Consider the following 25498-nt stretch of genomic DNA (forward strand, 5'->3'; position numbering starts at 1 on the left):
ATGGAAGACTCCGAAGCCGTTAACCTCGCTGCCGACTGGGCCGATATCAGTCAGGGCCTGCGCAAGGATCTGGGGCACCAGCTGCACAGCCAGTGGATCAAGCCGATCCAGCTCGGCGCGCTGAACCGCGATTGCGGCACGCTCGATCTCTACCTGCCGACCGAATTTTCCGCCAACTGGGTGCGCGACCGCTTCCACGATCGCCTGCAGCTGGCATGGAGCATCGCGCGCAGCGAAGTGCGCAAGGTCAATATCGTGGTGCATCCGGGCCGCCGCCAGCTGCCCGACCTGCGCCTCGACGATGGCCGCCGCCCCGCCAATGACGGCGCAAGCGCGATTGCGCTGGCCGCCGGCGCGCTGGGCGATGCGAGCTTCACCTCCTCGGTCGGGCTCGATCCTTCGCTGACCTTTGCCGCCTTCGTCACGGGTGAGGCGAACATCCTCGCCTGCAACGCGGCGCAGCGCATGGCCGCGCTCGAACAGCCGCAGTTCTCGCCGCTCTATCTCAAGGCGGCGACCGGGCAGGGCAAGACCCACCTGCTTCACGCGATCGGCCACGGCTATCTGCAGGCCCACCCGCGCGCGCGCATTTTCTACTGCTCGGCCGAGCGCTTCATGGTCGAATTCGTCCAGGCGTTGAAGTCGAGCCAGACGATCGAGTTCAAGGCGCGGCTGCGCAGCTTCGACCTGCTGCTGGTGGACGACATCCAGTTCATCATCGGCAAGGCCAGCGCGCAGGAAGAGCTGCTCTACACGATCGACGCGCTGCTCGCAGAGGGCAAGCGGCTGGTGTTCGCCGCCGACCGCGCCCCGCAGGCGCTCGACGGGGTGGAACCGCGCCTGCTCTCGCGCCTGTCGATGGGTCTGGTCGCCGACATCCAGCCCGCCGATATCGAGCTGCGCAAGAAGATCCTCGTCTCCAAGCTCACCCGCTTTGCCGCGATCACCGTGCCCGAAGACGTGGTCGATTTCCTCGCCCGCACCATCACCCGCAACGTGCGCGAGCTGGTCGGCGGGCTCAACAAGCTGATCGCCTATGCCCAGCTGACCGGGCAGGAAGTCTCGTTGCAGCTGGCCGAAGAGCAGCTGACCGACATTCTCAGCGCCAACCGTCGCCGGATCACCATCGACGAGATCCAGCGCACCGTGTGCCAGTTCTACCGCATCGACCGCGCCGAAATGAGCAGCAAGCGCCGCGCCCGCGCGGTGGTGCGCCCGCGTCAGGTGGCGATGTATCTCTCCAAGGTGCTCACCCCGCGCTCCTACCCCGAGATCGGGCGCAAGTTCGGCGGGCGCGACCATTCGACCGTGATCCACGCGGTGCGCCTGATCGAGGACCTGCGCCAGCGCGATGCCGACATGGACGGCGATGTGCGCAGCCTGCTGCGCCAGCTCGAGAGCTGATCACCCACATCTCTTCCCCTACCTTTTCACCGCTGTTTCGACAGGCCTGTGCACAGGCCTGTCGACAGGTCGTGCACAGGTTGTAAACAGCCTGTCCATGCCTTCTCAGCGCCTTTCTCCCGACCTGATCGAGCTGCCCGCGGGCTGGCTTCCCGCCCTGTGGCGCGGCGCGAAGTGCCGCTGCCCGCGCTGCGGGGAGGCACCACTGTTTCGCGCATGGCTCAAGCCGGTCGACCGCTGCGGGCATTGCAGGCAGGACTGGTCGCTCCAGCAAGCCGATGATTTTCCGGCCTATATCGGCATCTTCGTGGTCGGCCACCTGCTCGCGCCGGTGGTGATCGCGATGATCGCGGGCGGCATGTCCGCATGGCTGACGCTCGCGATCCTGCTGCCGGTCTCGATCGTGATGCTACTCGTGATGCTCCAGCCGACCAAGGGCGCGGTGATCGCCTTCCTGTGGTGGCACGGCATCGGCGCCTTCAAGCAGGAACGGCGCAAGGACATGTCCGAGCCATGAGCCTCTCCCCCGCCCGGCTCGAACGCTTTGCCCGTCATATCGTGCTGCCCGAAGTCGGCGGCGCGGGGCAGGTGCGGCTGGCCGACAGCAAGGTCGCGGTGATCGGCCTCGGCGGGATCGGCTCTCCGGCGCTGCAATATCTCGCCGCGAGCGGGATCGGGCGGCTGGCGCTGGTCGACGACGATGTGGTCGATGTCTCGAACCTCCAGCGTCAGACGATCTTCACCACCCGCGACGTGGGCTATGGCAAGGCGGTCTCCGCGCGCCGCTGGCTGGCGAATTTCGACGATGCCCTGCAAGTCGATGTGTCCGACGCGCGCATCACGCCGGACAACGCCGCCCGCCTGATCGAAGGCGCGGACGTGGTGCTCGACGGCACCGACAATTTCGCCACCCGCCTCGCGGTCTCGGACGCCTGCGTGGCGAGCGGCATCCCGCTGCTTTCAGCGGCGGTGGGACGCTTTCAGGGACAGGTCGGCGCCTGGGCCGGGCACCTGCCGGGCGAGGCCTGCTACCGCTGCTTCGTCGGCGATGCCTTCGACGCCGAGGATTGCGACACCTGCGCCGACGACGGGATGCTGGGCGCGATGGCGGGCTGGGTCGCGACCTTTGCCGCGATGCAGGCGATCAAGGTGCTGCTGGCGGGTGTAAGTGCGATGGGCGAACCGGGCTTCGGCAAGCTCCACATCCTCGACGGGCTCGATCCGGGGATGCGCACGATCCGCATCGCGAAAGACCCCGGCTGCAAGGCGTGTGGCTCACCCGCCTAGCACCTCCTCGACCCATTGCGGCACCAGCACGCTGGCCGGGCCGTGGCGCGATTCGTGGAAGAAGCGTGAGCCTTCGGAGGGTTCGAGATTGAGTTCGAGCGTGCGCGCCCCGCTGCTGCGCGCTTCCTGCACGAAGCCCGCCGCCGGATAGACCGCGCCCGAGGTGCCGATGCTGACGAACAGGTCGCACCGTTCGAGCGCCTGATAGATGCGGCCCATCTGGTACGGCATTTCGCCGAACCACACCACGTCGGGGCGCAGGGTCGGCGCGTGGCAGACGGGGCACGGCGGGCGCTCGATCATTGTCGTCTGCCACGGCGCGCGGGTCTCGCAGGATGTGCACAGCGCGCTCTTCAATTCGCCATGCATGTGCAGCACGCGGGCCGATCCGCCGCGTTCGTGCAGGTCGTCGACATTCTGGGTGACCAGCAGCAACTCGCCCGAAAATTCGCGCTCCAGCCGCGCCAGCGCCATGTGCGCGGCGTTGGGCGCGACCTCGGCAAGCGCGGCGCGGCGCATGTCGTAGAAATTGAGCACCAGATCGGGGTTGCGCGCGAACCCATCGGGCGTGGCGACATCCTCCACCCGGTGCTGCTCCCACAGGCCGCCGGCACTGCGAAAGGTGTCGATCCCGCTCTCGGCGGAAATGCCCGCGCCGGTGAGGATGACGATGCTTTGATTTCCTACGCTCAAACCCGTCTCCGTTCGTCCTGAGCTTGTCGAAGGACTGTCTTTCCCTTTACGGCAGTGAAAGCAAGGGCGGGGCTTCGACAAGCTCAGCCCGAACGGAGGTTTGCGCAATGCTGCAATTCGGGGTGATCGGGCACAAGGGCCGGATGGGACAGGCGCTGGAGACGGCGATCGCGGATGCAGGCCATGCCCTGTGCGTGGGCGTGGATGCGGGCGGGAGCATCGGGCCCCATGCCAGCCAATGCGACGTGCTGGTTGATTTCTCCGCGCCGGATGCGCTCGCGGCGAACCTCGGTGCGGCGCGGGTGGCAGGCAAGCCGGTCGTGGTCGGCACCACGGGGCTGGAGGAGCCGCATTTCGTAAGCCTCGCCGAGGCCGCGCGCGCGATCCCGGTGCTGCAATCGGGCAATTTCTCGCTCGGCGTCACGCTGATGGCGCATCTGGTGCGCGAGGCCGCCGCGCGGCTCGGGCCGGACTGGGATATCGAGGTGCTGGAGATGCACCACCGCATGAAGGTCGACGCGCCATCGGGCACCGCCAAGCTGCTCGGCGAGGCGGCGGCGGCGGGGCGCGGCATCGCCCTGTCCGACAACATGGAAAGCGGCCGCCACGGCATGACCGGCAAGCGGGCCGAAGGCGCGATCGGCTTTGCCACCCTGCGCGGCGGCACCGTGGCGGGCGAACATTCGGTGATCTTTGCGGGAAGCGAGGAGCGGCTCACGCTGTCGCACTCGGCGGAAAACCGCATGATCTTCGCGCGCGGGGCGGTGAAGGCAGCGGAGTGGCTCACCGGCCAGAGCGCCGGGCGCTACACGATGAACGACGTCCTGGGGTTGTGACGACGCGCCCATGACCCGCGACCAGATCTTCGAATTCTTCCGCCGGCTGGCCGAGGACAACCCCTCGCCCCAGACCGAGCTGGAATATGGCAATGCCTACCAACTGCTCGTCGCGGTGGCGCTGTCGGCGCAGGCGACGGATGTCGGCGTGAACAAGGCGACCCGCGCGCTCTTCGCCAAGGTGCAGACGCCGCAGCAGATGCTCGATCTGGGCGAGGACGGGCTGAAGGCGCACATCAAGACCATCGGCCTGTTCAATTCCAAGGCCAAGAACGTGATCGCGCTCTCGCAGATCCTCGTCGACCGATACGGCGGCGAGGTGCCCGACAGCCGCGAGGCGCTGGTCACGCTGCCGGGCGTGGGGCGCAAGACCGCCAATGTCGTGCTCAATTGCTGGTTCGGTCAGGAGACCTTCGCGGTCGACACGCACATCTTCCGCGTCGGCAACCGCACCGGGATGGCCAAGGGCAAGACGCCCGAGCAGGTCGAGGCGAAGCTCGAAAAGCGCGTGCCCGCCCCCTTCCGCCGGGATTCGCACCACTGGATGATCCTCCACGGGCGCTATGTCTGCAAGGCGCGCACGCCCGAATGCTGGCGCTGCACGGTCGCGGACCTGTGTTCGTTCCGCAAGAAGGTGCTGGAAAACCCGCGCGGGTAAGCCGCCGGATCCGTTGCGAATCCATACCATTAGGCGCCTCAAGCGAATCAGGTTAGCTTCCCCGGACATATCAGGGGAGATGAGCCATGCGCTGTTTCGTGTCGTCCCGCCGCGCTCTGCTGCTGAGCGCTTGCTTGTCGCTGGCGGCTTTGCCCGCCTTGGCGCAGGACGCGGCCCCTCCCGAAGACGAGGAAGATGGCTCCGACGCCGTGATCGTCACCGCCACCCGCATCACGCAGGGCGGCGCGCAGGATGTGAAGCATTTCCGCTCGATCGCGCTCGACGAGCTGGGCGAGGCCGGTTTGCCGCAGGCGGCGGGCTTCACGGTCGAAGGCCTGCTGAGCGAGCATGATCTGGTGCTGCCCGCCAAGAAAGCCTGCACGCAGCTGTTCTGCGTCGCCACTCACGCCAAGCCATCGGCCCGCGCGCCGGGCGAGCATTTCATCGGCATCGGCTTCGACAGCGGGATCGACGCGGAGGCCTACAAGGCGGAACCGATCAGCCTGATCGCGCTGGTCGACCGTTCGGGATCGATGTCGGGTGAGCCGATGGCGCGGGTCAAGGAGGGACTGCACGCGGTGATCGACCGGCTTGGCGAGGGCGACCGGATGGGGATCGTGATCTACGGCACCACCTCGCTCATCCACCAGCCGGTGATCGAGGTCGCGGGCAACAAGGCAGCGCTGCACCGCGCGGTCGATGCGATCGAGATCAACGGTTCGACCTCGATGGAAGGGGGGATGCGGCTGGGCTACGCCGCCGCGCTGGCCGAGCGGGAGAACAGCCGCGGCAAGACCCGCATGATGCTGTTCACCGACGAGAACCCCAACACCGACAACACCTCGCCCGAAGGCTTCATGGCGCAGGCGATCGAGGGTTCGCGCAATGGCGTGGGCCTCACCACCATCGGCGTCGGCGCACATTTCGACGGGGCGCTGGCCACACAGGTGTCGAGCGTGCGCGGCGGCAACCTGTTCTTCGTGCCGCGCGAAGGCTCGGCCAGCGAACTGTTCGCCAAGGAGTTCGGCAACATGGTGAGCGAGGTCGCGCAGGATCTCGTCATTTCCATCGACCCGGCGGACGGCGTGAAGGTCGGCGCGATCTACGGCGTGCCGGGCGAGCTAATCGCGGATGCGGGCAATGGCACGGTGACGGTCACCATCGGCAGCGCATTCCTGTCGAGCAATGGCGGCGGGATCTTCGCCACGCTCGAAGGCGACCCTGCGGGCGGCGCGCTGGCCGACATTTCGGTCAGCTACACCGCCGCGACCACCCAGAAGCGCGAGAGCGATACCGACCGCGTTGCCGTGTCGGACGAGGGCGTCCCCGCCAATCTCGTCAAGGCCGAGGTGCTGGTCGACCAATATGTCACCACCCGCGCGGCGCTGGCGCAATATCACGAGAAGCGCGATGCCAAGGGCGCCGCCACAATGCTCGCCGCGCTGTCGGACCGGATCGCGTCCTCCGGGGTCGCGGGGCTCGATGGCGAGGTCGAACTGGTCGCCGGGCTTCAGGCCAAGGCCAGCAGGCTTGCCGGCCTCGGGGGGCGCACGTTGCCTTTCGAACTCTTCGGCGACTGGAAGGTCGTGCGCCACAAGGGCGTGACCGACGTTGCGCGCGGCGACCTTATCGCGATCACCGATGACGGCGAATTCATCACCGAGCGCACGCGCGGGCCCGCCAAGGGGGATGAGATCTACCAAAGCTATGCCGTCAACGAACGCCAGCTGCACATCGAGGGCACCGATCTCGTGTTCAACTACCGCATCCGCGGCAACCGGCTGTTCCTGCAGAACGCGCTCGACGGGGTCGAGATCGTGATGGAGCGCGATACCACCACCTGACGGGCGCGGGCGCGGCAGATTAAGGCGCGGTTCAAGCGGCGGGGCGATGATGCGGGCTCCCCCGCTGGAGAACCGCCATGCTACCACGCCTGTTCGCCCTCGCCCCGCTGCCGCTGATGCTCGCCGCCTGCGCCGCGCCCGACCCCGCCGCCGAGGCCGCGCGCACCGCCGAAGCCATCGCCGCCGCGCCCGCGGCGACCGTGAAGGGGCCGGGCGAGCGCTGCATCAACCGCTCGCAGCTTCGCAACACGGTGGTGCGCTCTGAACGGGTGATCGACTTCGAGATGAACGGCGGCAAGGTCTATCGCAACACCCTTCGCCAAAGCTGCCCGGGCCTCAACTTCGACCGCGCGATCGCCTACGAAACCTCGATCGACCAGCTCTGCACGCAGCAGATCGTCTATTCGCTGCAAAACGTCGGCGGCGTTCCCCGGCGCGGTGCAGGCTGTTCACTGGGCGAATTCGTGCCGGTGGAATATGTGAAGGAATAGCAGAGCCCCCCGCCTGTTCGATCATGGCACCGATGCGCCGGGCGCGCTAAGGCCGCCTCATGTTCCGCAGGCGTCACAAGACGGTTCGTTTCCACAGGCCGCGGCTTCGGCATAGGGGCAGCATGACCTGGCGGCGCGCCTGGTTCGAGGTGCGGCCCTTCGTCCTTCTGATCGCGCTCGTCACCATGTCCGTCATCGCTGCCATGCCGGGGAGTTTCGAGCCGCCCGGTTTCCTGCAAACTGAGCCCGAACGCATCGCCGGCAGTTTCACCCGCTGCGGCAAGGGGCGTGGGTATTACTGCGTGATCGACGGTGACACCTTCCGCATCGGGAAACGAAGCATCCGGGTGGTCGGCATCGACACGGCGGAGGTAGACGCGCAATGTGAAGCGGAAGCCGAGCAGGCGGCACAGTCCACGGCGGCCCTGCAAAGCTGGCTCAACCGCGGCGCCTTCACCATGACAGCGCGGATCGACGAACCCTTCGATCATTATGGGCGCGAATTGCGGATGATCCGGCGGACGCGCGCAGACGGGAGCGTCGATCGGTTGGCGGACTGGATGCAATCGAACGGCGGTGCCCGGGGCTATCTGGGCGGATGGCGCGGCGGCTGGTGCTGAAGCGCCGCGGCGTCAGCCCTCCCCGAAATTGCTCGGATCGAGATCGAGCCCCGCGCGCCCGTCGGCAGGTGTGTGGGCGGGGGCGTGGGGATGCTCGACGAAGGCCGGTTCCGGCGTCTCCAGCATCCCTTCCCACTTGGTGATGACCGCCGTCGCCACCGCGTTGCCGACCACGTTGGTGGCGGTGCGTCCCATGTCGAGGAACTGGTCGATCGCGAGAATGATCGCCACGCCCTCCACCGGCAGGCCGAACATGGCGAGCGTGCCGGTGATCACCACAAGCGACGCGCGTGGCACGGCGGCGATGCCCTTGGACGAGATCATCAGCGTCAGCAGGATCATGATCTGCGTGCCGATGCTGAGATCGATGCCGTAAGCCTGCGCAATGAAGATCGTCGCGAAGCTCATGTACATCATCGAGCCGTCGAGATTGAACGAATAGCCCAGCGGCAGCATGAAGCCCGAAATGCGGCGCGGCACGCCGAAGCGGTCGAGCTGTTCGAACAGCTTGGGCAGCGCGGCTTCCGAGGAGGCGGTCGAGAAGGCGATCATCAGCGGCTGGCGGATGTAGCGGATCAGCGTCCATGTCCGCGCGCCGAGGAAGAGCGCACCCGCACCCAGCAAGATCGCCCATAGCAGCACCAGCGAAAGATAGAACTCGGTCAGCAGCGTCAGGTACGTGCCGAGGATCGCCAGCCCGCTCGCGGCCACGACATTGGCGAGCGCGCCGAACACCGCAACGGGCGCGTAGCGCATCACGTAGCCGGTGATCTGCAGCATCATCTCCGCCAGCGCATCCGCGCCCTTGACCAGCGCCGTACCGCGCTCGCCGATGGCCGAAAGGGCAACTCCGGCGAAGATCGAGAACACCAGGATCTGCAGGATGTTGTTGGTCGACAGCGCCTCGAAGGCGTTCTTGGGGAAGATCGACAGGATGAAGTCAGTCGCCTTCAGCTCCTTGACCTCGCCGACGGCAGCGGCGGCTTCGGCCACGTCGGGGATCGGCGCGCCCACGCCAGGCTGGAACAGGTTGACGAGCAGGAGGCCGAGCCCGATCGAGATCAGACTCGCGGTGATGAACCACGTCAGCGCGCGTACGCCGATGCGGCCCAGCGCGGCGCTGTCGCCCATGTGCGCGATGCCGACCACGATGGTCGACAGCACCAGCGGCGCGACCAGCATCTTGATAAGGTTGAGGAAGATATCGCTGAGCAGCTTCAGCCACGGCGCGATATCGGCCTTGATGACATCGCCCGGCACGGTCTGGTTGAGCGCCTGCCCGACGATCACGCCGAGCACCATGCCGACCAGGATGTAGAGAGTAAGCTTGCGATCCATGTGCCGCCCGTTCCGTCGAATCGCAGGGCGGGAATGAAGAGACGCCTGCTCAGACGTCGTCTGCGCTGACCAGCTCGGCCGAGTCAATCTCGCCCGTCAGGCTGGCCACAGTCACCGCCACCGCCGCATCGCCGGCGACATTGGTGGTGGTGCGCATCATGTCCATGATCCGGTCGACCCCGGCGACGAAGGCGATCGTTTCGAGCGGCACGTCGACCGCGCCGAACACCAGCGCCATCATGATCAGCCCCGCCCCCGGAATGCCCGCCGCACCGACCGCGCCCAGCGTTCCGAGCAGCGCGATCATGCCGTAATCGCCCCATGACAGGTCGACCCCGAAAATCTGCGCACCGAACAGCGTGGCAAGGCCCAGATACATCGCCGTGCCGTTCATGTTGATCGTGGCGCCAAGGCTGATGACGAAGCTCGCGACCGAATTCGACACGCCCAGATTGCGCTCCGCGCAGCGCAGCGTCACCGGCAGCGTTGCGTTGGAACTGGCGGTCGAATAACTCACCGCGATCGCATCGATGATGCCGCGAAAGAAGCCGACGACCGATTGCCGTGCGACCAGTTTGATCATCCCGCCATAGACGATGGCGATGATCAGCAGGCAGCCGAGGTAGTTCAGAAACACCAGCTTGCCGAGCGCCGCCAGCGCATCGAGGCCGAGCGTGCCGGCCACCCACGCCATCAGCGCGAAGACACCGAAGGGGGTGAGCTCCATCACCACCATCGTCACCTTCTGCATCACGACGCTGCCGCTTTCGAACACCCTCAGCACGGGCTCGCCATCCTTGGCCGCCATCAGGATGCCGATGCCGATCAGCAGCGAGAAGATGATCAGCGGCAGGACGTTGACGTCGGCCATCACCTGCACCGGGCTCTGCGGGATCATGCCGAGCACCATCTCGCGCCATGTCGTGTCGTTGGGCGGCGGCGGGGTGCCCATGTCGATGCCCGAGGTATCGACGCCCACGCCGGGGCCGATCAGCGTGCCCAGCCCAAGGCCAAGCCATACCGCCATCTGCCCGGTCACCACGAAGATCAGCATCGCCCGCCAGCCGACCGCGCCGAGCTTCCGCAGATCGCCGATGCTGGCGACGCCTGCCACCAGGCTGAAGAAGATCAGCGGCACCACCAGCATCTTGATGAAGCCGATGAAGACATCGCCAACGATCTTGATGCTCTCGGCCCCGGGCCCCCATATCCGTCCGACGATGATGCCGAGGACAAGGGCAGCGATGACGCGCTGCCACAGCGGGATCCTGAACCAGACGGACAAAACTCTAATCCTCCTCCAGCGCCAGTGCGGCCCGGGCGATGCGGGCATAGATGCGGGCCAGCACGGCAAGATCGGGGATCGCCACCGCCTCGTCGCGCTTGTGCATGGTTGCGTTGCACAGGCCGAATTCGATCACCGGGCACACGCTGCGCAGGAAGCGCGCGTCGGACGTGCCGCCGGTGGTGCTGAGTTCGGGCTTGAGCCCGGTCTCGGCCTCGACCGCGTCGCTCACCAGTTTGGAGAACGCGCCGGGCTCGGTCAGGAACGGCTCGCCCGAGATCACCGGGCGCGCGGTGCCGCCGTGCTTGGCGGCAATCGCCATGACCCGGTCGGACAGGCTCTTGCCGGTGTGAAGATCGTTGAAGCGGATCGAGATGCGCGCCCCGCCGCTTGCGGGGATCACGTTGTGCGCGCGGTTGCCGACGTTGATGTCGGTGATCTCGAGGTTGCTGGGCTGGAACCACCTCGTCCCGGTGTCGAGTGTCAGCGCGTCGAGTTCCGCAAGGATCGCGACCAGCTTGGGCAGCGGATTGTCGGCAAGATGCGGGTAGGCAACATGGCCCTGCGTGCCCGCGACGTCGATGAAGATATTGACCGAGCCCCTGCGGCCGATTTTGACCATATCGCCCAGCCGATTGACCGAGGTGGGCTCGCCCACCAGGCACAGGTCGGGCTGGATGCCGGTTTCGGCCATGTAGTCGATCAGCGCGCGGGTGCCGTGGAGCGCGGGGCCTTCCTCGTCGCCGGTGATGATGAAACTGATGGTGCCGGTCTCCGCTGGCACCTCGGCAACCGCAGCGACCATCGCGGCGATCGCGCCCTTCATGTCGACCGCGCCGCGCCCGTGAAGCAGCTCGCCGCGCTCCTCCGGCGTGAAGGGGTCAGAGGCCCAGCCTTCCCCCGGCGGCACGACATCGAGGTGCCCGGCAAACGCAATGTGGCGCGATCCCGGTGGCCCGGCGCGCAGGGCGAGAAGGTTTTCGACCGGGGCCTCATCGCTCCCCTCCGGCCCGTCGCCACGGGTGAAGCGGTGGACGGCAAAGCCCAGCGGCACCAGCATCGCTTCCAGCTCGGCAAACACCGCGCCGATCGCAGGCGTCACCGAGGGCGCGGCAATCAAGCGCTTGGCAAGGTCGAGAGGGTCGAGCATTACCCAAGGCCTAGCAGGAGTTGCCGCCAATGCCCAAGCTCGATCTTGCTGCCATTCCCCAGACCAATGCGACCGGCTATCCCCCGCCCTTCGACGCGGCGGTGGAAGGGCGCTGGTATCGCCGTCTGGCCCCGGTCGCGGGCCTTTCGCTGATGGGGGCGAGCCACTGCACCCTGCTGCCGGGCGCCTTCTCCTCGCAGCGCCACTGGCACCGCGGGCAGGACGAGCTGGTAGTGATGCTGACGGGCGAGGCGGTGCTGATCGACGATAGCGGGGAGACCCCGGTGGCTGCAGGCGACGTGCTCGCCTTCCCGGCGGGCGAGGCCAACGGGCACTGCCTCCACAACCGTTCCGAGGCCCCTTGCGTCTTCGTCGCCATCAGCGCCGGCAGCCGCGAGGCGGACAGCGGCGAGTATTCCGATATCGACATGGTGTTCGACGCGGACGGCTATGCCCGCAAGGACGGCACCCGCTTCCCCGCCCAACGCATTCCGTGATCGACCTCACAGGCTTCGCGCTGGCGGTGCTGCTGGTGGAGCTGACGCCGGGGCCGAACATGGCCTGGATCGTCACGCTCACCCTGTCCGAAGGTCGCCGCGCCGGGCTGGGCGCGATCGCCGGGATCGCATTGGGTCTCGCGGCCAATGCGGTGCTGAGCGTGGCGGCGGCGAGCCTGATCCTCGACCAGGGCCCCGCGCTGACCCGCGCCGTCTCGCTGCTGGCGGCGGCAATGATGGGCTGGCTGGCGTGGGAGGCGTGGCGAGACACCGGCGAGAGCGCCCCCACCGCCACCCCGCGCGCCAGCGAGCAGCGCCATGGCCTCGCGGGGTTCGTCATCAACTTCCTCAACCCCAAATCGGCGCTGTTCCTGATCACCGTGATGCCGCAATTCGTCATCGATGGGCGGCCGAGCCTTGGACAGGGACTGACCCTCGCCAGCCTCAGCGTCGCCATCGCCACCGCGGTGCACCTCGCTCTGGTGCTGGGGGCAGAGCGGGCGCGCGGCGCGCTGATGGCCGAGGCGCGGGCGCGGTTCGTGCGCCGGGTGCTGGCGCTGGTGATGCTCGGCGTGGGCCTGTGGTTCGCGGCGAAAGCGCTCTAGCGCCGCCGGTCATCCTCGACCACCAGAGGCCCCGGCGCGAAGGCGCTTTCGAGCAGATCGGCGATCCTCAGCCCCGCCTGCTGCACCCGCCGCTTGGCGATCGGCACGCCGCGCACGATGTCCTCCTGCGTGAGCGCGGTCTTTTCCGGCAGGGGCGCGCTGCACAGATCATCGGTGTCGAAGGCGGTGGGGTAGACGAAGCTCCTTGCGATCTCCCAGCTTTCGCGGCCCCAGTCGTCGGGCGTGCCCCCGGCCAGATCGGCGCGCTCGGCGGCGGTATAGCGGCGCACCACCGGATCGGCAGGATCGCTGATCGCGCGTTCGGCGAGCGGGCCGTCCCAGATCGAATGAAGGTTGAGGCCCGGCTTGATCCCGTAATCGGCCTCGCGGTCGTTGCCGCCGCGATCCTCGTTGTCACCCGAATGGAGCGGCATATGCACGTCGCCCGCGAAGTGGATCATGAAAGCGAGCGCTTCCAGCCGCACCGCCGGGGGCAGGCGCTCGTCGGCCAGCACGCGGTGCGCGCGGGTGATCTGTGCGGTGACGCAGTTCCCCCCTGCGCAATTGCCGCGCGCATTGAAGGCCTCGCACACCGGCGCGGTGCGGTAGTGCCACGCGGCGGTGTAGCCCCAGCGCCAGCCCTCGCCCCGGATGCAATCGGCCCAGACCGCCGCATCCTCGATGGTCTCGAGCGGACATTCGGGCGTGCCCAACTGCTTATCGTAAGCGAGCAGCGCGCGGATTTTGGCGCGCACCTCTGGCGAGACATTGGCCTCGGCAATCGCGCCGGTCTGCTGGTGGGCGAAAAAGCCCCATGCGCTCGCGGGCGCAGGCAGCAGCGCCAGCAGCGCCGCGCAGATGGCAAGCAGCGCGCGCATCACGTCACCTGCTCGAACTGTTCGATCACCCATTCCTCTTCCTCGGCCGCACCCGCCCATTCGCGCATCCATTCATGCTCGGTGATCGCTTCCATATAGGCCTGCGCAAAGCCGGGCACCCCGATGCCATAGGTGACGAAGCGGGTGACGACCGGCGCGTAGAAGATGTCCGCCGCCCCGAAGGTGCCGAACAGATAGGGCCCGCTGCTGCCGTGCCGCGCGCGGGCCTCGGCCCAGAGGGTGAGGATGCGCACGATATCGTGCTTGGCCGCGTCCGACAGGCCGGCCAGTTCCACCCGGCGGCGGATGTTCATCGGCATTTCGCGGCGCAAGGCAAGGTAGCCCGAATGCATCTCGGCCACCATCGCCCGGGCCATCGCCCGCGCGGCTTCCTGCTTGGGCCAGAACCGCTCGCGCCCGACCTTGTCGGCGCAATACTCCATGATCGCGAGACTGTCCCACACCACCGCCTCGCCGTCCCACAGGATCGGCACCTTGCCGCTGGAAGGCTGCACCTCGCCCATGTCCTGCTTCATCCGGTCCCACTCCTCGCCCATGATGGGCACGGTGAGTTCGTCGAAATGCAGGCCCGACTGCTTGACCGCGAGCCAGCCGCGCAGGCTCCAGCTCGAATAGTTCTTGTTGCCGATGATAAGCTTCATGCCGCCGCGCGCTCCACCTTGCCGGGACTGATTATCGGGCTGCCCTAGATATTCAGTCTTTTCCTGTCGAGCGTGAACGGGCTATCGCGGGCCGATAAGGAGCCACCGCCATGACCCTGCCCCCCTTCCACCTCGCCTTTCCGGTCGACGATCTCGCCGCCGCCCGCGCCTTTTACGGCGGGGTGATGGGCTGCGCCGAGGGACGGTCGAGCGCGGAATGGATCGATTTCGATTTCCACGGCCACCAGATCGTCGCCCACCTCGCGCCGGGGCAGGCGGGTGACCGGGCGAGCAACCATGTCGATGGCCACGGCGTGCCGGTGCCGCATTTCGGGCTGGTGCTGTCGATGGAGGACTGGGAAGCGCTGGCCGAGCGGCTGCGCGCGGGCGGCGCCGATTTCGTGATCGAACCGACCATCCGCTTCAAGGGCCAGCCCGGCGAGCAGGCGACCATGTTCCTGCGCGACCCTTCGGGCAATGCGCTCGAATTCAAGGCCTTCGCCGACCCCGCCAGCCTGTTCGCCACCTGATCCCTGCAGACCTGAAAGTCCCCCGATGAACACCCCCAAGCGCCTCACCCTCGGCGCGGCTGCGCTGTCGCTGTCGCTCCCCTTCCCGCTGGCCGCGCAGGATGCCCAAGACGGCGATGCCGATTGGGCCGAGGATTTCTCCGAGGAGGCCAGCCCTGCCGAGGCAATCATCGTCACCGGACGCGGGCTCGATCCCGCGCTGTCGAGCGCGATCTATGCGACGACCATTCTCGAACGCGAGACGATCATCGCCAGCCCCTCGGGCCGGATCGAGGATGTGCTGCGCAATGTCGCGGGCTTCCAGCAGTTCCGGCGGTCGGACAGCCGCTCGTCCAACCCGAGCGCGCAAGGGGTGACGCTGCGGGCGCTGGGCGGCAATGCCACCAGCCGCGCGCTGGTGCTGCTCGACGGGGTGCCGCTGGCCGATCCCTTCTTCGGCTACATCCCGCTCTCTGCGATTGCGCCCGAAACTCTCGGCACCATCCGCGTGACGCGCGGCGGCGGCTCCGGCCCCTTCGGCGCGGGCGCGCTGGCGGGGACGATCGAACTGGAAAGCGCCGAACCCGGCGATACCGCAGGCTTCCTCGGCAGCGCCGCGATCAATGACCGCGCCGAGACCGAGGCAAGCGGGGTGCTCACGCAGCGCCTAGGCAGCGGGTTCGCGGTCGCCAGCGGGCGCTGGGACCGGGGACAGGGCTTCTTTACGACCCCCGCCGACCAGCGCGTCCCCGCCAGCGCGCGCGCCGCGTTCGACAGCTGGAACGCGGCCCTTCGCACCGTAGCCCCGCTGACCGACACGGTCGAAGTGCAGGCGCGCGTCGCCGCCTTCCGCGACAATCGCACGCTGCGCTTCGAAGGCGCGGATTCCTTCAGCAACGGCGAGGAAGCCTCGGTCCGCTTCGTCGGGCGGGGCGAGTGGCAGTTCGATGCGCTGGCCTATGTGCAGGCGCGCGATTTCGGCAATGTGGTGATCTCCTCGACCCGCTTCACCCCGACGCTCGACCAGCGCCGCACGCCCTCGACCGGGATCGGCGGCAAGTTCGAACTGCGCCCGCCGTTGCTCGAAGCGCACGATATCCGCATCGGGGTCGACTACCGCCGCGCCGACGGGGAGTTGCAGGAAGAGGCGATCAATACGGTCTCGGGCGCGATCACCGAACGCCGGCGCGAAGGCGGCGCGACAAGCAATCTCGGCCTGTTCATCGAGGACGACTGGCAGATCGGCCCGCTGACGATCAACGGCGGCCTGCGTGCCGACCGCACCAGCATCACCGATGGCTTCTACCGCGCGGTCAGTGCGAGCGGGGCGCCGGTCAGCACGCTTGTCGCCCCCGACCGCAGCGACTGGGCGCTGAACTGGCGCGCGGGCGCGCTGTTCTACGCCACCCGGCGGCTCGATCTGCGCGCGGCGGTCTATACCGGGCTGCGCCTGCCGACCCTCAACGAGCTCTACCGCCCCTTCGTGGTGTTTCCGGTGGTGACCGAGGCCAATGCCGCGCTCGAAAACGAGCGGCTGGAGGGCTTCGAGGTCGGCTTCGACTGGCAGCCCATCAACGCGCTGGTGCTGTCGGTGACGGCCTTCGACAACCAAGTCGAGAACGCCATCGCCAATGTCACCATCGGCCCCAACCTGCGCCGCCGCGCCAATCTGCCCGCGATCAAGGCGCGCGGGATCGAGGCCAATCTGGCGGCGAAGTTCGGCACCTTCAGCATCGACGGCGCGCTCGCCTGGACCGATGCCGAGGTGCGCGGCGAAGGCGCATCGCTGGCGCTCGACGGCAACCGCCCGGCGCAGACCCCGGCCTTTTCCGGCACGCTGACTTTGGGCTGGCGTCCGGCCGATGGCTGGCAGCTGGCCGGAACGCTGCGGCACACCGCCGCGCAGTTCGAGGACGATCTCGAAAGCGACCGCCTGCCGCCCGCGACCACCTTCGATCTGTTCGCCGCCGCGCCGCTTTGGGGCAAGCTGTCACTGATCGCCCGTGCGGAGAACCTCACCGACGAGGCCATCGTCACCCGCAATCAGGGCGGATCGATCGACCTCGGCGTGCCGCGCACGCTGTGGCTGGGGCTGCGCTACGGGTTCTGAGCGGTCAGGCCTTGCGCGGCGGCTCAGCGGAACTGCGCGGGCTTTAGCTCATATCTGGCGAGCTTGTCGTAGATCGTCTTGCGCGGGGTTTGCAGCAGCGCCTGCACTGCGGCGATGTCCCCCCGGCACTGGCGCAGCGCGTCTTCCAGCACGGTGCGCTCGAAATCGGCGACAGTCTGCGCCAGCGGGCGGCTGCCACCGGGAACGGGGGCGGAGGCCGGGCTGTCCTCCGCAAGATCGACGAGGCCAAGCACGAAGGCGCGGGCATAGCCCGAAAGTTCGTTGAGGTTGCCCGGCCAGTCATGAGTCTGCACGTGCCGCCACACACCCGCGCTGATCGCCGGGGCGGGCAGGTCGAGTTCGCGGGCATGGCGGGCGACGAAGCGGCGGAAGAATTCGGGCAGATCCTCGCGCCGTTCGCCCAGCGGCGGGAAGGCGATCTGCACCGCGCCCAGCCGGTGCCACAGCGGATCGCGCGCGGGTTCCGCACCCGTGCTCCCGGCAAGGCGCGCGATGATGATGCGGATATTCAACCGCCGGGGCTGGGCCGCGCCGATCGGCAGGACGGTGCGCTTTTCCACCAGCGACAGCAGCCGCGCGGTCAGCACCGGGGGTGCGGTCTCGATCTCGTCGAGGAACAGCGTGCCGCCATTGGCGCGCTCGATCAGTCCGGTGCGCGAGAGGCCCCCACCCCCCGGATCCCGCCCGAACAGCAGCAGCTCGGCATCCTCATGCGCCAGCACCCCGGCATCGACCGCAATGAAGGGCCGCGGGCGGCGCGGGCTGCAGTCGTGGATGAGGCGCGCGGCGTGGCTCTTGCCGGTGCCCGCCGGGCCGGTCAGCACCACATCGATCTCCGAACGCGCCACCCCCTCGATCACCGAGCGCAGGCGCTGGGCAATGGCGGAGGTGCCCGGGATAGCCCCCTCGGCGCTGCGCCCGGCCTCATCGCGCAGCCGCCGGTTCTCGAGCGCCAGCGCGCGCCGCTCCGCCGCCGCCCGCACCGCGCGGATCAGGTCGGCCGAGGCATAGGGCTTGGTGAGAAAATCCGCCGCGCCGTTCTTCATCGCCGCCACCGCCATCGCGATGTCGCCGTGGCCGGTGGTGAGGATCACCGGCAGATCGGGATCGACCTCGCGCAGCGCGGCGAAGAAGGCGATCCCGTCGATCCCAGGCATCCGCACGTCGCTCACCACCACGCCGGGGTAATCCGCCGTCAGCCAGCCGAGCGCCGCGCGGGCATCGGGGAAAGCGGTGACCTCCGCACCTTCGAGCGCGAGCATCTGCATCGTCGCCTCGCGCAGCGGCACGTCGTCCTCGACCAGCGCGATCTGGAGCGGGGGGGCGAGCGCGCTCATGCAGCGGGCATGACCATGGTGAAGCGCGCGCCGCCGGGCGTGTCTTCGTGCACGAGATCGCCGCCCAGCTGGCGCATGATGTCGCGCGCGATCGCGAGGCCGAGGCCGATCCCCTCGGGCTTGCCGGTAACGAAGGGCTGGAACAGCGTGTCGCGCAAGGCGGGCGGCACGCCGGGGCCGGTGTCGGTGACGCTGAGATGCAGCGCGGGCCCCTCGGCAGCGATGGCGAGCGCGATCTGGCCGCCGGGCGCACAGGCCTGCACCGCGTTCTGGAGCAGATTGACCAGCACCTGTTCCAGCTGGACATGGCGCGCGCGCACCTGCCCGGCGGCAGCCTCGGGCGCGGGGAGCGTGAGCGACAGCTCCTTCTGGCGGATCTGGTCGCGCAGCAGCAGCAGCGATCCGTCGATCACCTCGGCAAGCGTGACAAGGCGCGGCTCTTCGGCGGAGCGGCGGCTGAAGTTGAGCTGTTCCTCGGTGATCTCGCCGATCCGGCCCGCCAGCGCGGCGATGCGGGCGAAGTTCTCGCCCGCCTCCTCAGTGCGCGCGGCAGCGAGCAGGCGCTCGCCATTCTCGGCAAAGACCCGCATCGCGGCGAGCGGCTGGCGGATCTCGTGCCCCAGCCCGGCGGTGATCTGGCCGAGCGTCGCAAGGCGGTTGGCCTGCTGGAGCTGCTCGCGCAAGGTGGCGGTCTGCGCGGCGGTGGCGGCGGCGGCGCGCGCCTCGCGCTGGCGCTGCCACAGCCATGCCCCCGCCCCCGCCAGCGCCAGCAGCGCCAGCGCGATGACCCCCGCAAGCCGCCCGTTGGCGAGCGCCACCGAGACGCGCGGGGCCGGGTCGGCGAGCAGGTGCAGTTCCCACCCGACCGGGGCGATCGGCTGAATCTTCTCGATCATCCTGACCGGAGAGGCCCCGCTCCCCAACCCCGGCAGCGCCAGCGGGCGCGGCTCGGCAACGCCATAGCGCACCGCATCGCGCGCCGGATCGCGCGGGGCTGCCTCGCCGGGCGCTTGCGGCGCGGCGCGGAAGCGCCAGTCGGGATCGCTGGCGAGCAGCACGATCCCGCCCGCATCGGTGACGAAGACCCCATCCTCGGCATTGCGCCACTTGGCCTCGAGACTGTCGAATTCGACCTTCACCGCGACCACGCCCAGGGGCCGCTCCGCCGGGCCGACGCGCTGGGCAAGATAGAGCCCCGGGCGGCGGCTGACCGTGCCCAGCGCGAATTCGCTGCGCGTGCCATTGGCCAGCGCCCCCGCGAAATAATCCCGGAAGCCGTAATTCGATCCGATGAAGCTGTCGGGCCGGTCCCAGTTGCTCGCCGCCAGCGTGGTTCCACGCGCGTCCATCAGATAGATCGCGGCGGCATTGGTCTGCTGCGCCAGCGCGGCAAGGCGGCGGTTGAGCACGGCCTGCTGCCCGCGCTCGCCCGCCAGCAGCGCGGCGACCTCAGGGTCGGCGGCGAGCACGCTGGGTACGAGGGTGAACTTGTTGAGCTCGCTCTCCAGCCCGGCGGCGAGGATCGCGGCCTGGCTGGTGGCGGCGGCGCGGGTTTCCTCGAGCGCGCTGACCCGCATCGCACGGTCGAGCGCGAGCATCCCGAGCCCGCCGATCAGCAGCAGCGCCAGCCCGGCGATCCCCGCCAGATACCAGCGCCCCAATCTGCCGCCCTTCGCCAAAACTCGCTCTCCCTATTGGCACAGCTTGTGCGCCTTTCCGCACAACCCGCAAGAATTTTGTGCGGAAATCCGCACAAACTCGCCGGAGGTTTCCGACAAGTCCATGAAATTATGTGATCGCCCACGATTGTCACAAAAGCTTGCGGCGCGCCCCTCCCGCGCCGATTCTTGGCCGCAAAGAACAGATCAACGGGGGAGCCGGCGACCGATGGGTTCGCACACCATCACTGCAAGCGATACCGCACCGGTGCGCCTGCCGTTCTACCGGCAGCTTTACGTGCAGGTGCTCACCGCGATCGCGCTGGGCGCGATGGTGGGCCATTTCGCGCCCGAGTTCGGTGCCAGCCTCAAGCCGCTGGGCGATGCCTTCATCAAGCTGGTGAAGATGATCATCGCGCCGGTGATCTTCGTGACCGTGGCGACGGGTATCGCGGGGATGCGCGACCTCAAGGCGGTCGGCAGCGTCGCGGGCAAGGCCTTCGCCTATTTTCTCACCTTCTCGACGCTGGCGCTGATCATCGGCCTTGCCGTCGCCAATCTGGTGCGCCCGGGCGAGGGGCTGAACATCGACCCCGCCACGCTCGATACCGCCGCGGTCGCCGACTATGCCGACAAGGCCGAGGCGACCACGATCACCGGCTTCCTGCTCTCGATCATTCCCGAAACCCTGTTCAGCGCCGTCACCGACGGGCAGATCCTGCAGGTGCTGCTGGTGGCGATCCTCGCGGGCGTCGCCATCGCCGCGACCCGCCCGGCGAGCGATCTGGTGACCGACGTGCTCGCCTCCTTCGGGCAGGTGATCTTCAAGCTGGTCAACATGCTGATGAAGCTCGCCCCGATCGGCGCGTTCGGAGCGATGGCCTTCACCATCGGCGAGTTCGGGATCGGGAGCCTTGCCAATCTCGCCGCGCTGGTGGGGACGTTCTACCTTACCTCGCTGCTGTTCGTGCTGGTGGTGCTGGGGCTGGTGGGGTGGTTCACCGGCTTTTCGATCCTGTCGCTGATCCGTTACCTGCGCGCCGAATTGCTGCTGGTGCTGGGCACCTCTTCCTCCGAAGCCGCGCTGCCGAGCCTGATGGAGAAGATGGAAGCGGCCGGATGCCGCAAGGCGGTGGTCGGCCTGGTGGTGCCGACGGGCTATTCCTTCAATCTCGACGGCACCAATATCTACATGACGCTGGCCGCGCTGTTCATCGCGCAGGCGGTGGGGGTGGAGCTGTCGCTGGCCGAGCAGCTGACGCTGGTGCTGGTGGCGATGATCAGTTCCAAGGGCGCTGCCGGGGTGACGGGATCGGGCTTCGTGATCCTTGCCGCGACGCTTTCGGTGGTGCCGAGTGTGCCGGTGGCGGGGATGGCGCTGATCCTCGGGATCGACCGCTTCATGTCCGAATGCCGCGCGCTCACCAATTTCATCGGCAATGCGGTGGCGACCATCGTGGTGGCGAAGTGGGAAGGCGCGCTCGACGAGACACGCCTCGCCGCCGCGCTCGCGGGCACGCCCCTGCCGCTCCCGCCCGAGGATATCGAGCGCCACGAGCGCAGCGGGCCGGTGAGCGAGAAACTCGCCAAGGTATTGGAGAAAACCCCATGATCCGCCTCGCCCTCGCCGTGCTGCTCGCGCTGTTCGCCCCTGTCGCGCTGGCGGCCGCGAACGATACCGCGCGCGAGGAAATCCGCCTGTGGCCGGGCACCCCGCCGGGCAACGGCAAGGTCGAAGGGCCGGAGGTTCTCGGCGAAAAAGGCGCAGGCTTCGGCGCGGTGTCGAACATCGCGACGCCCCGGATGCGGGTCTTCCGCCCTGCCCGGCCCAACGGCGCGGCGGTGCTGGTGGCGGGCGGCGGCGGCTATTTCCGCATCCAGCTGTGGAAGGAGAGCACGCCCGCCGCCGAATGGCTCGCCGCGCAGGGCTTCACCGTGTTCGAGCTGATCTACCGCCTGCCCAACGACGGGTGGGATCCCAGCGTCCCCTTCATGGACGCGCAGCGCGCGATGAAGATCATCCGCACCCGCGCGGACGAATTCGGCATCGCGCCCGACCGGATCGGGATCATGGGCTTTTCCGCAGGCGGGCACCTCGCGGGCTTCACCGCCTATCAGCCGGAACGTGCGCTCTACGAAGGCAAGGACCGCTTCGAGCACGTCTCGGCCCGGCCGGATTTCGCGGTGCTGCTGTTCCCGGTCGTCACCCTGCGCGCGCCCTATGACACCACCCGCACCCGGCGCGAGATCGTGGGCGAAAAGGCGACCCCCAAGGCCGAGGCGGCATGGTCGATCGACACTTACGCGGACAAGCACGCGCCGCCGACCATCATCTTCGCCTCCGCCGACGATCCGACCACGCCGCCGGGGCACGGCATCCTGCTGTTCCAGACCCTCACCGCCGCCGGAGCGAGCGCGGAGCTGCACCTGTTCCGCGACGGCGGGCATGGCTGGGGCCTTGGCCAGCCCGATCAGGTCATCAGCCAGTGGCCGGAGCTTTTTTCCAAGTGGGCGCAATCACTCAAGATCATCGAAAAACGGGGAGAATAGGAATGTCCACCAATCGACTTGGCAGGTTCACCCTGCTGTGCGGCGCCAGCCTGATCGCGGCGCAGGCCGCCCATGCGCAGGATGCCGAAACGCCGCCCGCACCCGCGGCGGAAGAGGAAAGCGTCATCACCGTCACAGGCACCCGGATTCAGGGCGCCAAGATCAACGACGTGCTGCCCGTCACCGTGGTCGACGAGATCGACATCGCCAACGTCGCGGCGACATCGGGTGACGAGCTGTTCCGCTCGATCCCGCAGGCGGGCGGGGTGGCCTTCAACGAACAGAACGACACCACCATCAACAACGCCCGCGGCGATGCGGCCTCGATCAACCTGCGCGATCTCGGCACCGGCAACACGCTGCTGCTGATCAATGGCCGCCGCATGGTGCTGAACCCCGGCTTCCAGACCGAGCTGCTGGTGCCCGTGGTCAGCCCCGACACCAACGAGATCGCACCGGGCTCCGTGCGCCGGATCGAGGTGCTGCGCGACGGCGCATCGGCGATCTACGGCGCGGATGCAGTCGCGGGCGTGGTCAACACCGTGCTGCGCGGCAACCGCCGGGGCGGCTTCATCGAAGGCGAATTCCGCGCCTCGGAAGGCACCAGCCTTGAAAGCTATGCGCTGGCGGGCGGCTACGGCTTCGACTTCGCCGGGGGCCGCGCCAACCTCACGCTCTATGGCGGCTATTTCCACGAGACCGGCCTGCCCTCGTCCGAACGCGACTATGCCGCCGACGACGACCGCCGTGCGCTGGTGGTGGGTACGCCGTTCGAGGGCGACAACCAGTTCAACAACCGCAACACCTTCGGCCCCTTCGGCCAGTTCGACATTCAGGCACCGAGCAACCGCACGCCGCTGGGGGATGACGATTTCTACCTCCAGCCGAGCACCTTCACGGGTTGCCGGATCGATCTGGGCGACGGGCTGTGCGCACGCCCCGGCATCACGCCCGACCCGACGGTGCGTTACAACACCAATTTCGGCACCACGACGATCAGCGAAAAGACCCGCTATAACGTCATGGGCCTGCTGAATTACGAGCTCACCAACAGCCTCGAAGCCTATTTCGAGGGGAGCTATTACCGTTCGGAAAGCGAGCGGTTCATCACGCCGGCCGCGATCCTCAGCGCGGTGCCGGTGGGGATCAGCCGCAACGCCTATTGGAACCCCTTCGGCCCCGTCACCTTCCCCGACGGCACGCCCAACCCCAACCGGATCGGCGGCACCACCATTCCCGCAGGCGGCGCGGACGTGATCATGGAGCGCTACCGCTTCGTCGATGCGGGCAATCGCTCGGTCAATGTGACCAAGGATTCCTATCGCCTCGTCGCGGGCCTCAAGGGCAATTTCGGCTCGTGGGATTTCGACACGGGCTTCGTCTATTCCGAAGCGCGCACCACCGACCTTGAAGGCAACCGCGTTTCGCTGACGCTGCTGCAGGATGCGATCAACAAGTCGACGCCCGATGCCTACAACCCCTTCAACGGCGGCTGCGTGACGGGCGATCCGGGCAATGGCGATTGCACCCCCAACCCCACCAGCAGCATCGACCCGTTCCGCATCAGCGTGTTCCGCAAGGGCGGCACTTCGTTGGCGCTGGCCGACTTCAAGGTCAGCCGCTCCGACCTCTTCACCCTGCCCGGCGGCGATGTCGGAATTGCGGCGGGGATCGAGTGGCGGCGCGAGACCTTCTTCGACGATCGCGACCCGCGGCTCGACGGCACGATCACCTGGACCGACAGCGTGATCCCGGGCGTGGAGTTCGGTTCGGACGTGGTCGGCACCAGCCCCTCGCCCGACACCAGTGGTTCGCGCGACGTATGGTCGGCCCATGCCGAAACCTTCGTGCCGCTGGTGAGCGAGGATATGGCCATCCCGCTCGTCAGCGCGCTGAACCTCCAGCTCGCGGGCCGGGTGGAGCACTTCAAGGATATCGACCAGACCGCCATCGTCCCGCGCGTCGCCGCGTCGTGGACCACCGTGCCGGGGATCACCTTCCGCGGCGCATGGTCGCAGGGCTTCCGCGCGCCCAACCTGGTGCAGGTCAACGACGAAGGCACCACCCGTTCGAACACGCGCGACGATTTCGTGATCTGCGCCGCCCAAGTCGCCAAGGGCCAGCTTTCCAGCCTCGCGGTGTGCCCCGGCGAGGGCGTGATCAGCTTCCGTTCGGGCACCGACCGCTTGCAGCCGGAAGACAGCGAGAGCATCAATCTGGGCGTGGTGCTCGAACCCGGCTTCATTCCGGGGCTGACGCTGACGGCGGATTACTGGCGCGTGAAGCAGACCGGGCTTGTCGGCACCTTCGGCGATGACAACGCCATCGCGCTCGACCTGCTGCGACGGCTTGCGGGCGGCACCAACCCGGCGGTCGTCCGCGCCGATCCGACCGCCGAACAGATCGCGCTGTTCGAAGGCACCGGGCTGGCGGCAGCGGGCGAGATCCTCTTCGTCGACGATCCCTATCTCAACCTCGACAGCCGCGTGTCGAAAGGCTGGGACTTCGGCCTGTTCTATAACGTGCCCGATTTCGGCGCGGGGGATATTCGCTTGCGCTTCAACGCCGCGCGCCTGACCAGCTTCGTGCAGTCGGCGGGGAACGAGGGCGAGGAACTGCTCGAGGGGATCAATGACGGGCTGCTGCCGCCCGAAGTGGTGGTCGGCGGTCTCGGCCAGCTGCTCGAGATCGAGGGGCGGCCCAAGTGGCGCTTCTCCAGCTCGGTCAACTGGGGCATGGGCCCGGTCGATGTCGGCCTGTTCGCGCAATATGTCGGGCAGGTGTGGGACACCAGCGTGAGCCGCGACGAGCCGTTCGATTCGCCCGATCCCAACGCTAACTTCTTCCGCGTCGACGACATCCTGACCGTCAACCTCAACGTGTCCTATTCCTTCGAAAAGGGCGCGCTGGACGGCACCCGCATCCGGCTGGGGGTCAACAACCTGTTCGACAAGGACCCGCCGCTGGCGGACGAGGATCTGGGCTTCTTCAGCGCGCTCCATTCGGCCCGGGGCCGGGTGTGGCGGGTCGAAGTGCGCAAGAACTTCTGATAGGTCTCCGGCCCA

23 protein-coding genes are annotated in these 25498 nt (G+C 67.9%); 15 read left to right on the plus strand and 8 right to left on the minus strand.

The window, feature by feature from the left end; translation table 11 throughout:
• The 3 genes from dnaA (at position 1) to E2E27_RS00015 (ending at position 2691) form a co-directional block, all read left to right on the plus strand.
• Positions 1-1404, plus strand: coding sequence for a chromosomal replication initiator protein DnaA (dnaA, locus tag E2E27_RS00005; RefSeq protein ID WP_141456825.1), 1404 nt, complete (start codon positions 1-3; stop codon positions 1402-1404).
• 97 nt (positions 1405-1501) lie between these two features.
• A complete protein-coding gene (locus E2E27_RS00010) occupies positions 1502-1921 on the plus strand; it encodes a DUF983 domain-containing protein (RefSeq protein WP_141456827.1) in 420 nt (139 codons plus the stop codon).
• The gene (locus tag E2E27_RS00015; protein WP_141456829.1) at positions 1918-2691 is read left to right on the plus strand and encodes a HesA/MoeB/ThiF family protein; all 774 of its coding nucleotides are present in this window, start codon (positions 1918-1920) and stop codon (positions 2689-2691) included. The genes E2E27_RS00010 and E2E27_RS00015 overlap by 4 nt, the downstream gene beginning before the upstream one ends.
• Here E2E27_RS00015 and E2E27_RS00020 read toward each other — a convergent pair.
• Positions 2680-3384, minus strand: coding sequence for an NAD-dependent deacylase (locus tag E2E27_RS00020; protein WP_141456831.1), 705 nt, complete (start codon positions 3382-3384; stop codon positions 2680-2682). The genes E2E27_RS00015 and E2E27_RS00020 overlap by 12 nt on opposite strands.
• Before the next feature lie 107 nt (positions 3385-3491).
• On the opposite strand from E2E27_RS00020, the gene dapB reads away from it, so the two are divergent.
• The 5 genes from dapB to E2E27_RS00045 all read left to right on the plus strand — a co-directional run bounded on the left by dapB (position 3492) and on the right by E2E27_RS00045 (position 7833).
• Positions 3492-4220, plus strand: a complete 729-nt coding sequence (gene dapB / locus E2E27_RS00025) for a 4-hydroxy-tetrahydrodipicolinate reductase (protein WP_141456833.1) — start codon at positions 3492-3494, stop codon at positions 4218-4220.
• Positions 4221-4230: 10 nt separating this feature from the next.
• Entirely contained in the window at positions 4231-4878 is a 648-nt protein-coding gene (nth, locus tag E2E27_RS00030) for an endonuclease III (RefSeq protein ID WP_141456835.1), read from the plus strand.
• Positions 4879-4964: 86 nt separating this feature from the next.
• On the plus strand, positions 4965-6722 hold the full coding sequence (locus tag E2E27_RS00035) for a vWA domain-containing protein (protein ID WP_141456837.1): 1758 nt from the start codon (positions 4965-4967) through the stop codon (positions 6720-6722).
• A gap of 77 nt (positions 6723-6799) precedes the next feature.
• Positions 6800-7213: a hypothetical protein gene (locus E2E27_RS00040; RefSeq protein ID WP_141456839.1), complete on the plus strand. Its 414-nt coding sequence runs from the start codon at positions 6800-6802 to the stop codon at positions 7211-7213.
• A gap of 122 nt (positions 7214-7335) precedes the next feature.
• Positions 7336-7833, plus strand: a complete 498-nt coding sequence (locus E2E27_RS00045; RefSeq protein ID WP_141456841.1) for a thermonuclease family protein — start codon at positions 7336-7338, stop codon at positions 7831-7833.
• 12 nt (positions 7834-7845) lie between these two features.
• Here the strand turns inward: E2E27_RS00045 and E2E27_RS00050 are convergent, their stop codons facing one another.
• Genes E2E27_RS00050 through dapE form a run of 3 tightly spaced genes read right to left on the minus strand, consistent with a single transcriptional unit; the run spans position 7846 to position 11606 of the window.
• Positions 7846-9171: a dicarboxylate/amino acid:cation symporter gene (locus E2E27_RS00050; protein ID WP_141456843.1), complete on the minus strand. Its 1326-nt coding sequence runs from the start codon at positions 9169-9171 to the stop codon at positions 7846-7848.
• A 49-nt stretch (positions 9172-9220) separates the two neighbouring features.
• A complete protein-coding gene (locus E2E27_RS00055; RefSeq protein WP_141456845.1) occupies positions 9221-10504 on the minus strand; it encodes a dicarboxylate/amino acid:cation symporter in 1284 nt (427 codons plus the stop codon).
• Entirely contained in the window at positions 10461-11606 is a 1146-nt protein-coding gene (gene dapE / locus E2E27_RS00060) for a succinyl-diaminopimelate desuccinylase (protein ID WP_141456847.1), read from the minus strand. The genes E2E27_RS00055 and dapE overlap by 44 nt, the downstream gene beginning before the upstream one ends.
• 29 nt (positions 11607-11635) lie before the next feature.
• Here dapE and E2E27_RS00065 point away from each other — a divergent pair, with 29 nt between their 5' ends.
• Positions 11636-12103, plus strand: a complete 468-nt coding sequence (locus E2E27_RS00065) for a cupin domain-containing protein (RefSeq protein WP_141456849.1) — start codon at positions 11636-11638, stop codon at positions 12101-12103.
• A complete protein-coding gene (locus tag E2E27_RS00070; RefSeq protein WP_234036118.1) occupies positions 12100-12708 on the plus strand; it encodes a LysE family translocator in 609 nt (202 codons plus the stop codon). The genes E2E27_RS00065 and E2E27_RS00070 overlap by 4 nt, the downstream gene beginning before the upstream one ends.
• Here E2E27_RS00070 and E2E27_RS00075 read toward each other — a convergent pair.
• Together E2E27_RS00075 and E2E27_RS00080 are read right to left on the minus strand one after the other, a co-directional pair.
• On the minus strand, positions 12705-13619 hold the full coding sequence (locus E2E27_RS00075; RefSeq protein ID WP_234036119.1) for a S1/P1 nuclease: 915 nt from the start codon (positions 13617-13619) through the stop codon (positions 12705-12707). The genes E2E27_RS00070 and E2E27_RS00075 overlap by 4 nt on opposite strands.
• Positions 13586-14248, minus strand: coding sequence for a glutathione S-transferase family protein (locus tag E2E27_RS00080; RefSeq protein ID WP_141456851.1), 663 nt, complete (start codon positions 14246-14248; stop codon positions 13586-13588). The genes E2E27_RS00075 and E2E27_RS00080 overlap by 34 nt, the downstream gene beginning before the upstream one ends.
• Before the next feature lie 110 nt (positions 14249-14358).
• Here E2E27_RS00080 and E2E27_RS00085 point away from each other — a divergent pair, with 110 nt between their 5' ends.
• Positions 14359-14778 carry a VOC family protein gene (locus E2E27_RS00085; protein WP_141456853.1) on the plus strand — a complete coding sequence of 140 codons (420 nt, stop codon included), beginning with the start codon at positions 14359-14361 and terminating at the stop codon, positions 14776-14778.
• 25 nt (positions 14779-14803) lie between these two features.
• Positions 14804-16867 (plus strand): TonB-dependent receptor, encoded by a 2064-nt coding sequence (locus E2E27_RS00090; RefSeq protein ID WP_141456855.1) that lies wholly within the window; start codon positions 14804-14806, stop codon positions 16865-16867.
• A gap of 23 nt (positions 16868-16890) precedes the next feature.
• Here E2E27_RS00090 and E2E27_RS00095 read toward each other — a convergent pair whose 3' ends face one another.
• Together E2E27_RS00095 and E2E27_RS00100 are read right to left on the minus strand one after the other, a co-directional pair.
• Entirely contained in the window at positions 16891-18225 is a 1335-nt protein-coding gene (locus E2E27_RS00095) for a sigma-54-dependent transcriptional regulator (protein ID WP_141456857.1), read from the minus strand.
• Positions 18222-19904 (minus strand): sensor histidine kinase, encoded by a 1683-nt coding sequence (locus E2E27_RS00100; RefSeq protein ID WP_234036120.1) that lies wholly within the window; start codon positions 19902-19904, stop codon positions 18222-18224. Before E2E27_RS00100 ends, E2E27_RS00095 begins: the two co-directional genes overlap by 4 nt.
• Before the next feature lie 208 nt (positions 19905-20112).
• Between E2E27_RS00100 and E2E27_RS00105 the strand changes: the two genes are divergently transcribed.
• Genes E2E27_RS00105 through E2E27_RS00115 form a run of 3 tightly spaced genes read left to right on the plus strand, consistent with a single transcriptional unit; the run spans position 20113 to position 25483 of the window.
• A complete protein-coding gene (locus E2E27_RS00105) occupies positions 20113-21495 on the plus strand; it encodes a dicarboxylate/amino acid:cation symporter (RefSeq protein WP_141456862.1) in 1383 nt (460 codons plus the stop codon).
• Positions 21492-22433, plus strand: coding sequence for an alpha/beta hydrolase (locus E2E27_RS00110; RefSeq protein ID WP_141456864.1), 942 nt, complete (start codon positions 21492-21494; stop codon positions 22431-22433). Before E2E27_RS00105 ends, E2E27_RS00110 begins: the two co-directional genes overlap by 4 nt.
• A gap of 2 nt (positions 22434-22435) precedes the next feature.
• On the plus strand, positions 22436-25483 hold the full coding sequence (locus E2E27_RS00115; protein ID WP_141456866.1) for a TonB-dependent receptor domain-containing protein: 3048 nt from the start codon (positions 22436-22438) through the stop codon (positions 25481-25483).
• Positions 25484-25498 lie beyond the last annotated feature (15 nt).

This window comes from Porphyrobacter sp. YT40 (assembly GCF_006542605.1).
Lineage (GTDB): Bacteria > Pseudomonadota > Alphaproteobacteria > Sphingomonadales > Sphingomonadaceae > Erythrobacter.

Excerpts from the sequence above, each read along its gene's own strand:
- dnaA (WP_141456825.1), top strand. The coding sequence starts at position 1 with ATGGAAGACTCCGAAGCCGTTAACCTCGCTGCCGACTGGGCCGATATC.
- E2E27_RS00010 (WP_141456827.1), top strand. The coding sequence starts at position 1,502 with ATGCCTTCTCAGCGCCTTTCTCCCGACCTGATCGAGCTGCCCGCGGGC.
- E2E27_RS00015 (WP_141456829.1), top strand. The coding sequence starts at position 1,918 with ATGAGCCTCTCCCCCGCCCGGCTCGAACGCTTTGCCCGTCATATCGTG.
- dapB (WP_141456833.1), top strand. The coding sequence starts at position 3,492 with ATGCTGCAATTCGGGGTGATCGGGCACAAGGGCCGGATGGGACAGGCG.
- nth (WP_141456835.1), top strand. The coding sequence starts at position 4,231 with ATGACCCGCGACCAGATCTTCGAATTCTTCCGCCGGCTGGCCGAGGAC.
- E2E27_RS00035 (WP_141456837.1), top strand. The coding sequence starts at position 4,965 with ATGCGCTGTTTCGTGTCGTCCCGCCGCGCTCTGCTGCTGAGCGCTTGC.
- E2E27_RS00040 (WP_141456839.1), top strand. The coding sequence starts at position 6,800 with ATGCTACCACGCCTGTTCGCCCTCGCCCCGCTGCCGCTGATGCTCGCC.
- E2E27_RS00045 (WP_141456841.1), top strand. The coding sequence starts at position 7,336 with ATGACCTGGCGGCGCGCCTGGTTCGAGGTGCGGCCCTTCGTCCTTCTG.
- E2E27_RS00050 (WP_141456843.1), bottom strand. The coding sequence starts at position 9,171 with ATGGATCGCAAGCTTACTCTCTACATCCTGGTCGGCATGGTGCTCGGC.
- E2E27_RS00055 (WP_141456845.1), bottom strand. The coding sequence starts at position 10,504 with ATGCCCGCATCGCCCGGGCCGCACTGGCGCTGGAGGAGGATTAGAGTT.
- dapE (WP_141456847.1), bottom strand. The coding sequence starts at position 11,606 with ATGCTCGACCCTCTCGACCTTGCCAAGCGCTTGATTGCCGCGCCCTCG.
- E2E27_RS00065 (WP_141456849.1), top strand. The coding sequence starts at position 11,636 with ATGCCCAAGCTCGATCTTGCTGCCATTCCCCAGACCAATGCGACCGGC.
- E2E27_RS00075 (WP_234036119.1), bottom strand. The coding sequence starts at position 13,619 with ATGGGTGATCGAACAGTTCGAGCAGGTGACGTGATGCGCGCGCTGCTT.
- E2E27_RS00080 (WP_141456851.1), bottom strand. The coding sequence starts at position 14,248 with ATGAAGCTTATCATCGGCAACAAGAACTATTCGAGCTGGAGCCTGCGC.
- E2E27_RS00085 (WP_141456853.1), top strand. The coding sequence starts at position 14,359 with ATGACCCTGCCCCCCTTCCACCTCGCCTTTCCGGTCGACGATCTCGCC.
- E2E27_RS00090 (WP_141456855.1), top strand. The coding sequence starts at position 14,804 with ATGAACACCCCCAAGCGCCTCACCCTCGGCGCGGCTGCGCTGTCGCTG.
- E2E27_RS00095 (WP_141456857.1), bottom strand. The coding sequence starts at position 18,225 with ATGAGCGCGCTCGCCCCCCCGCTCCAGATCGCGCTGGTCGAGGACGAC.
- E2E27_RS00105 (WP_141456862.1), top strand. The coding sequence starts at position 20,113 with ATGGGTTCGCACACCATCACTGCAAGCGATACCGCACCGGTGCGCCTG.
- E2E27_RS00110 (WP_141456864.1), top strand. The coding sequence starts at position 21,492 with ATGATCCGCCTCGCCCTCGCCGTGCTGCTCGCGCTGTTCGCCCCTGTC.
- E2E27_RS00115 (WP_141456866.1), top strand. The coding sequence starts at position 22,436 with ATGTCCACCAATCGACTTGGCAGGTTCACCCTGCTGTGCGGCGCCAGC.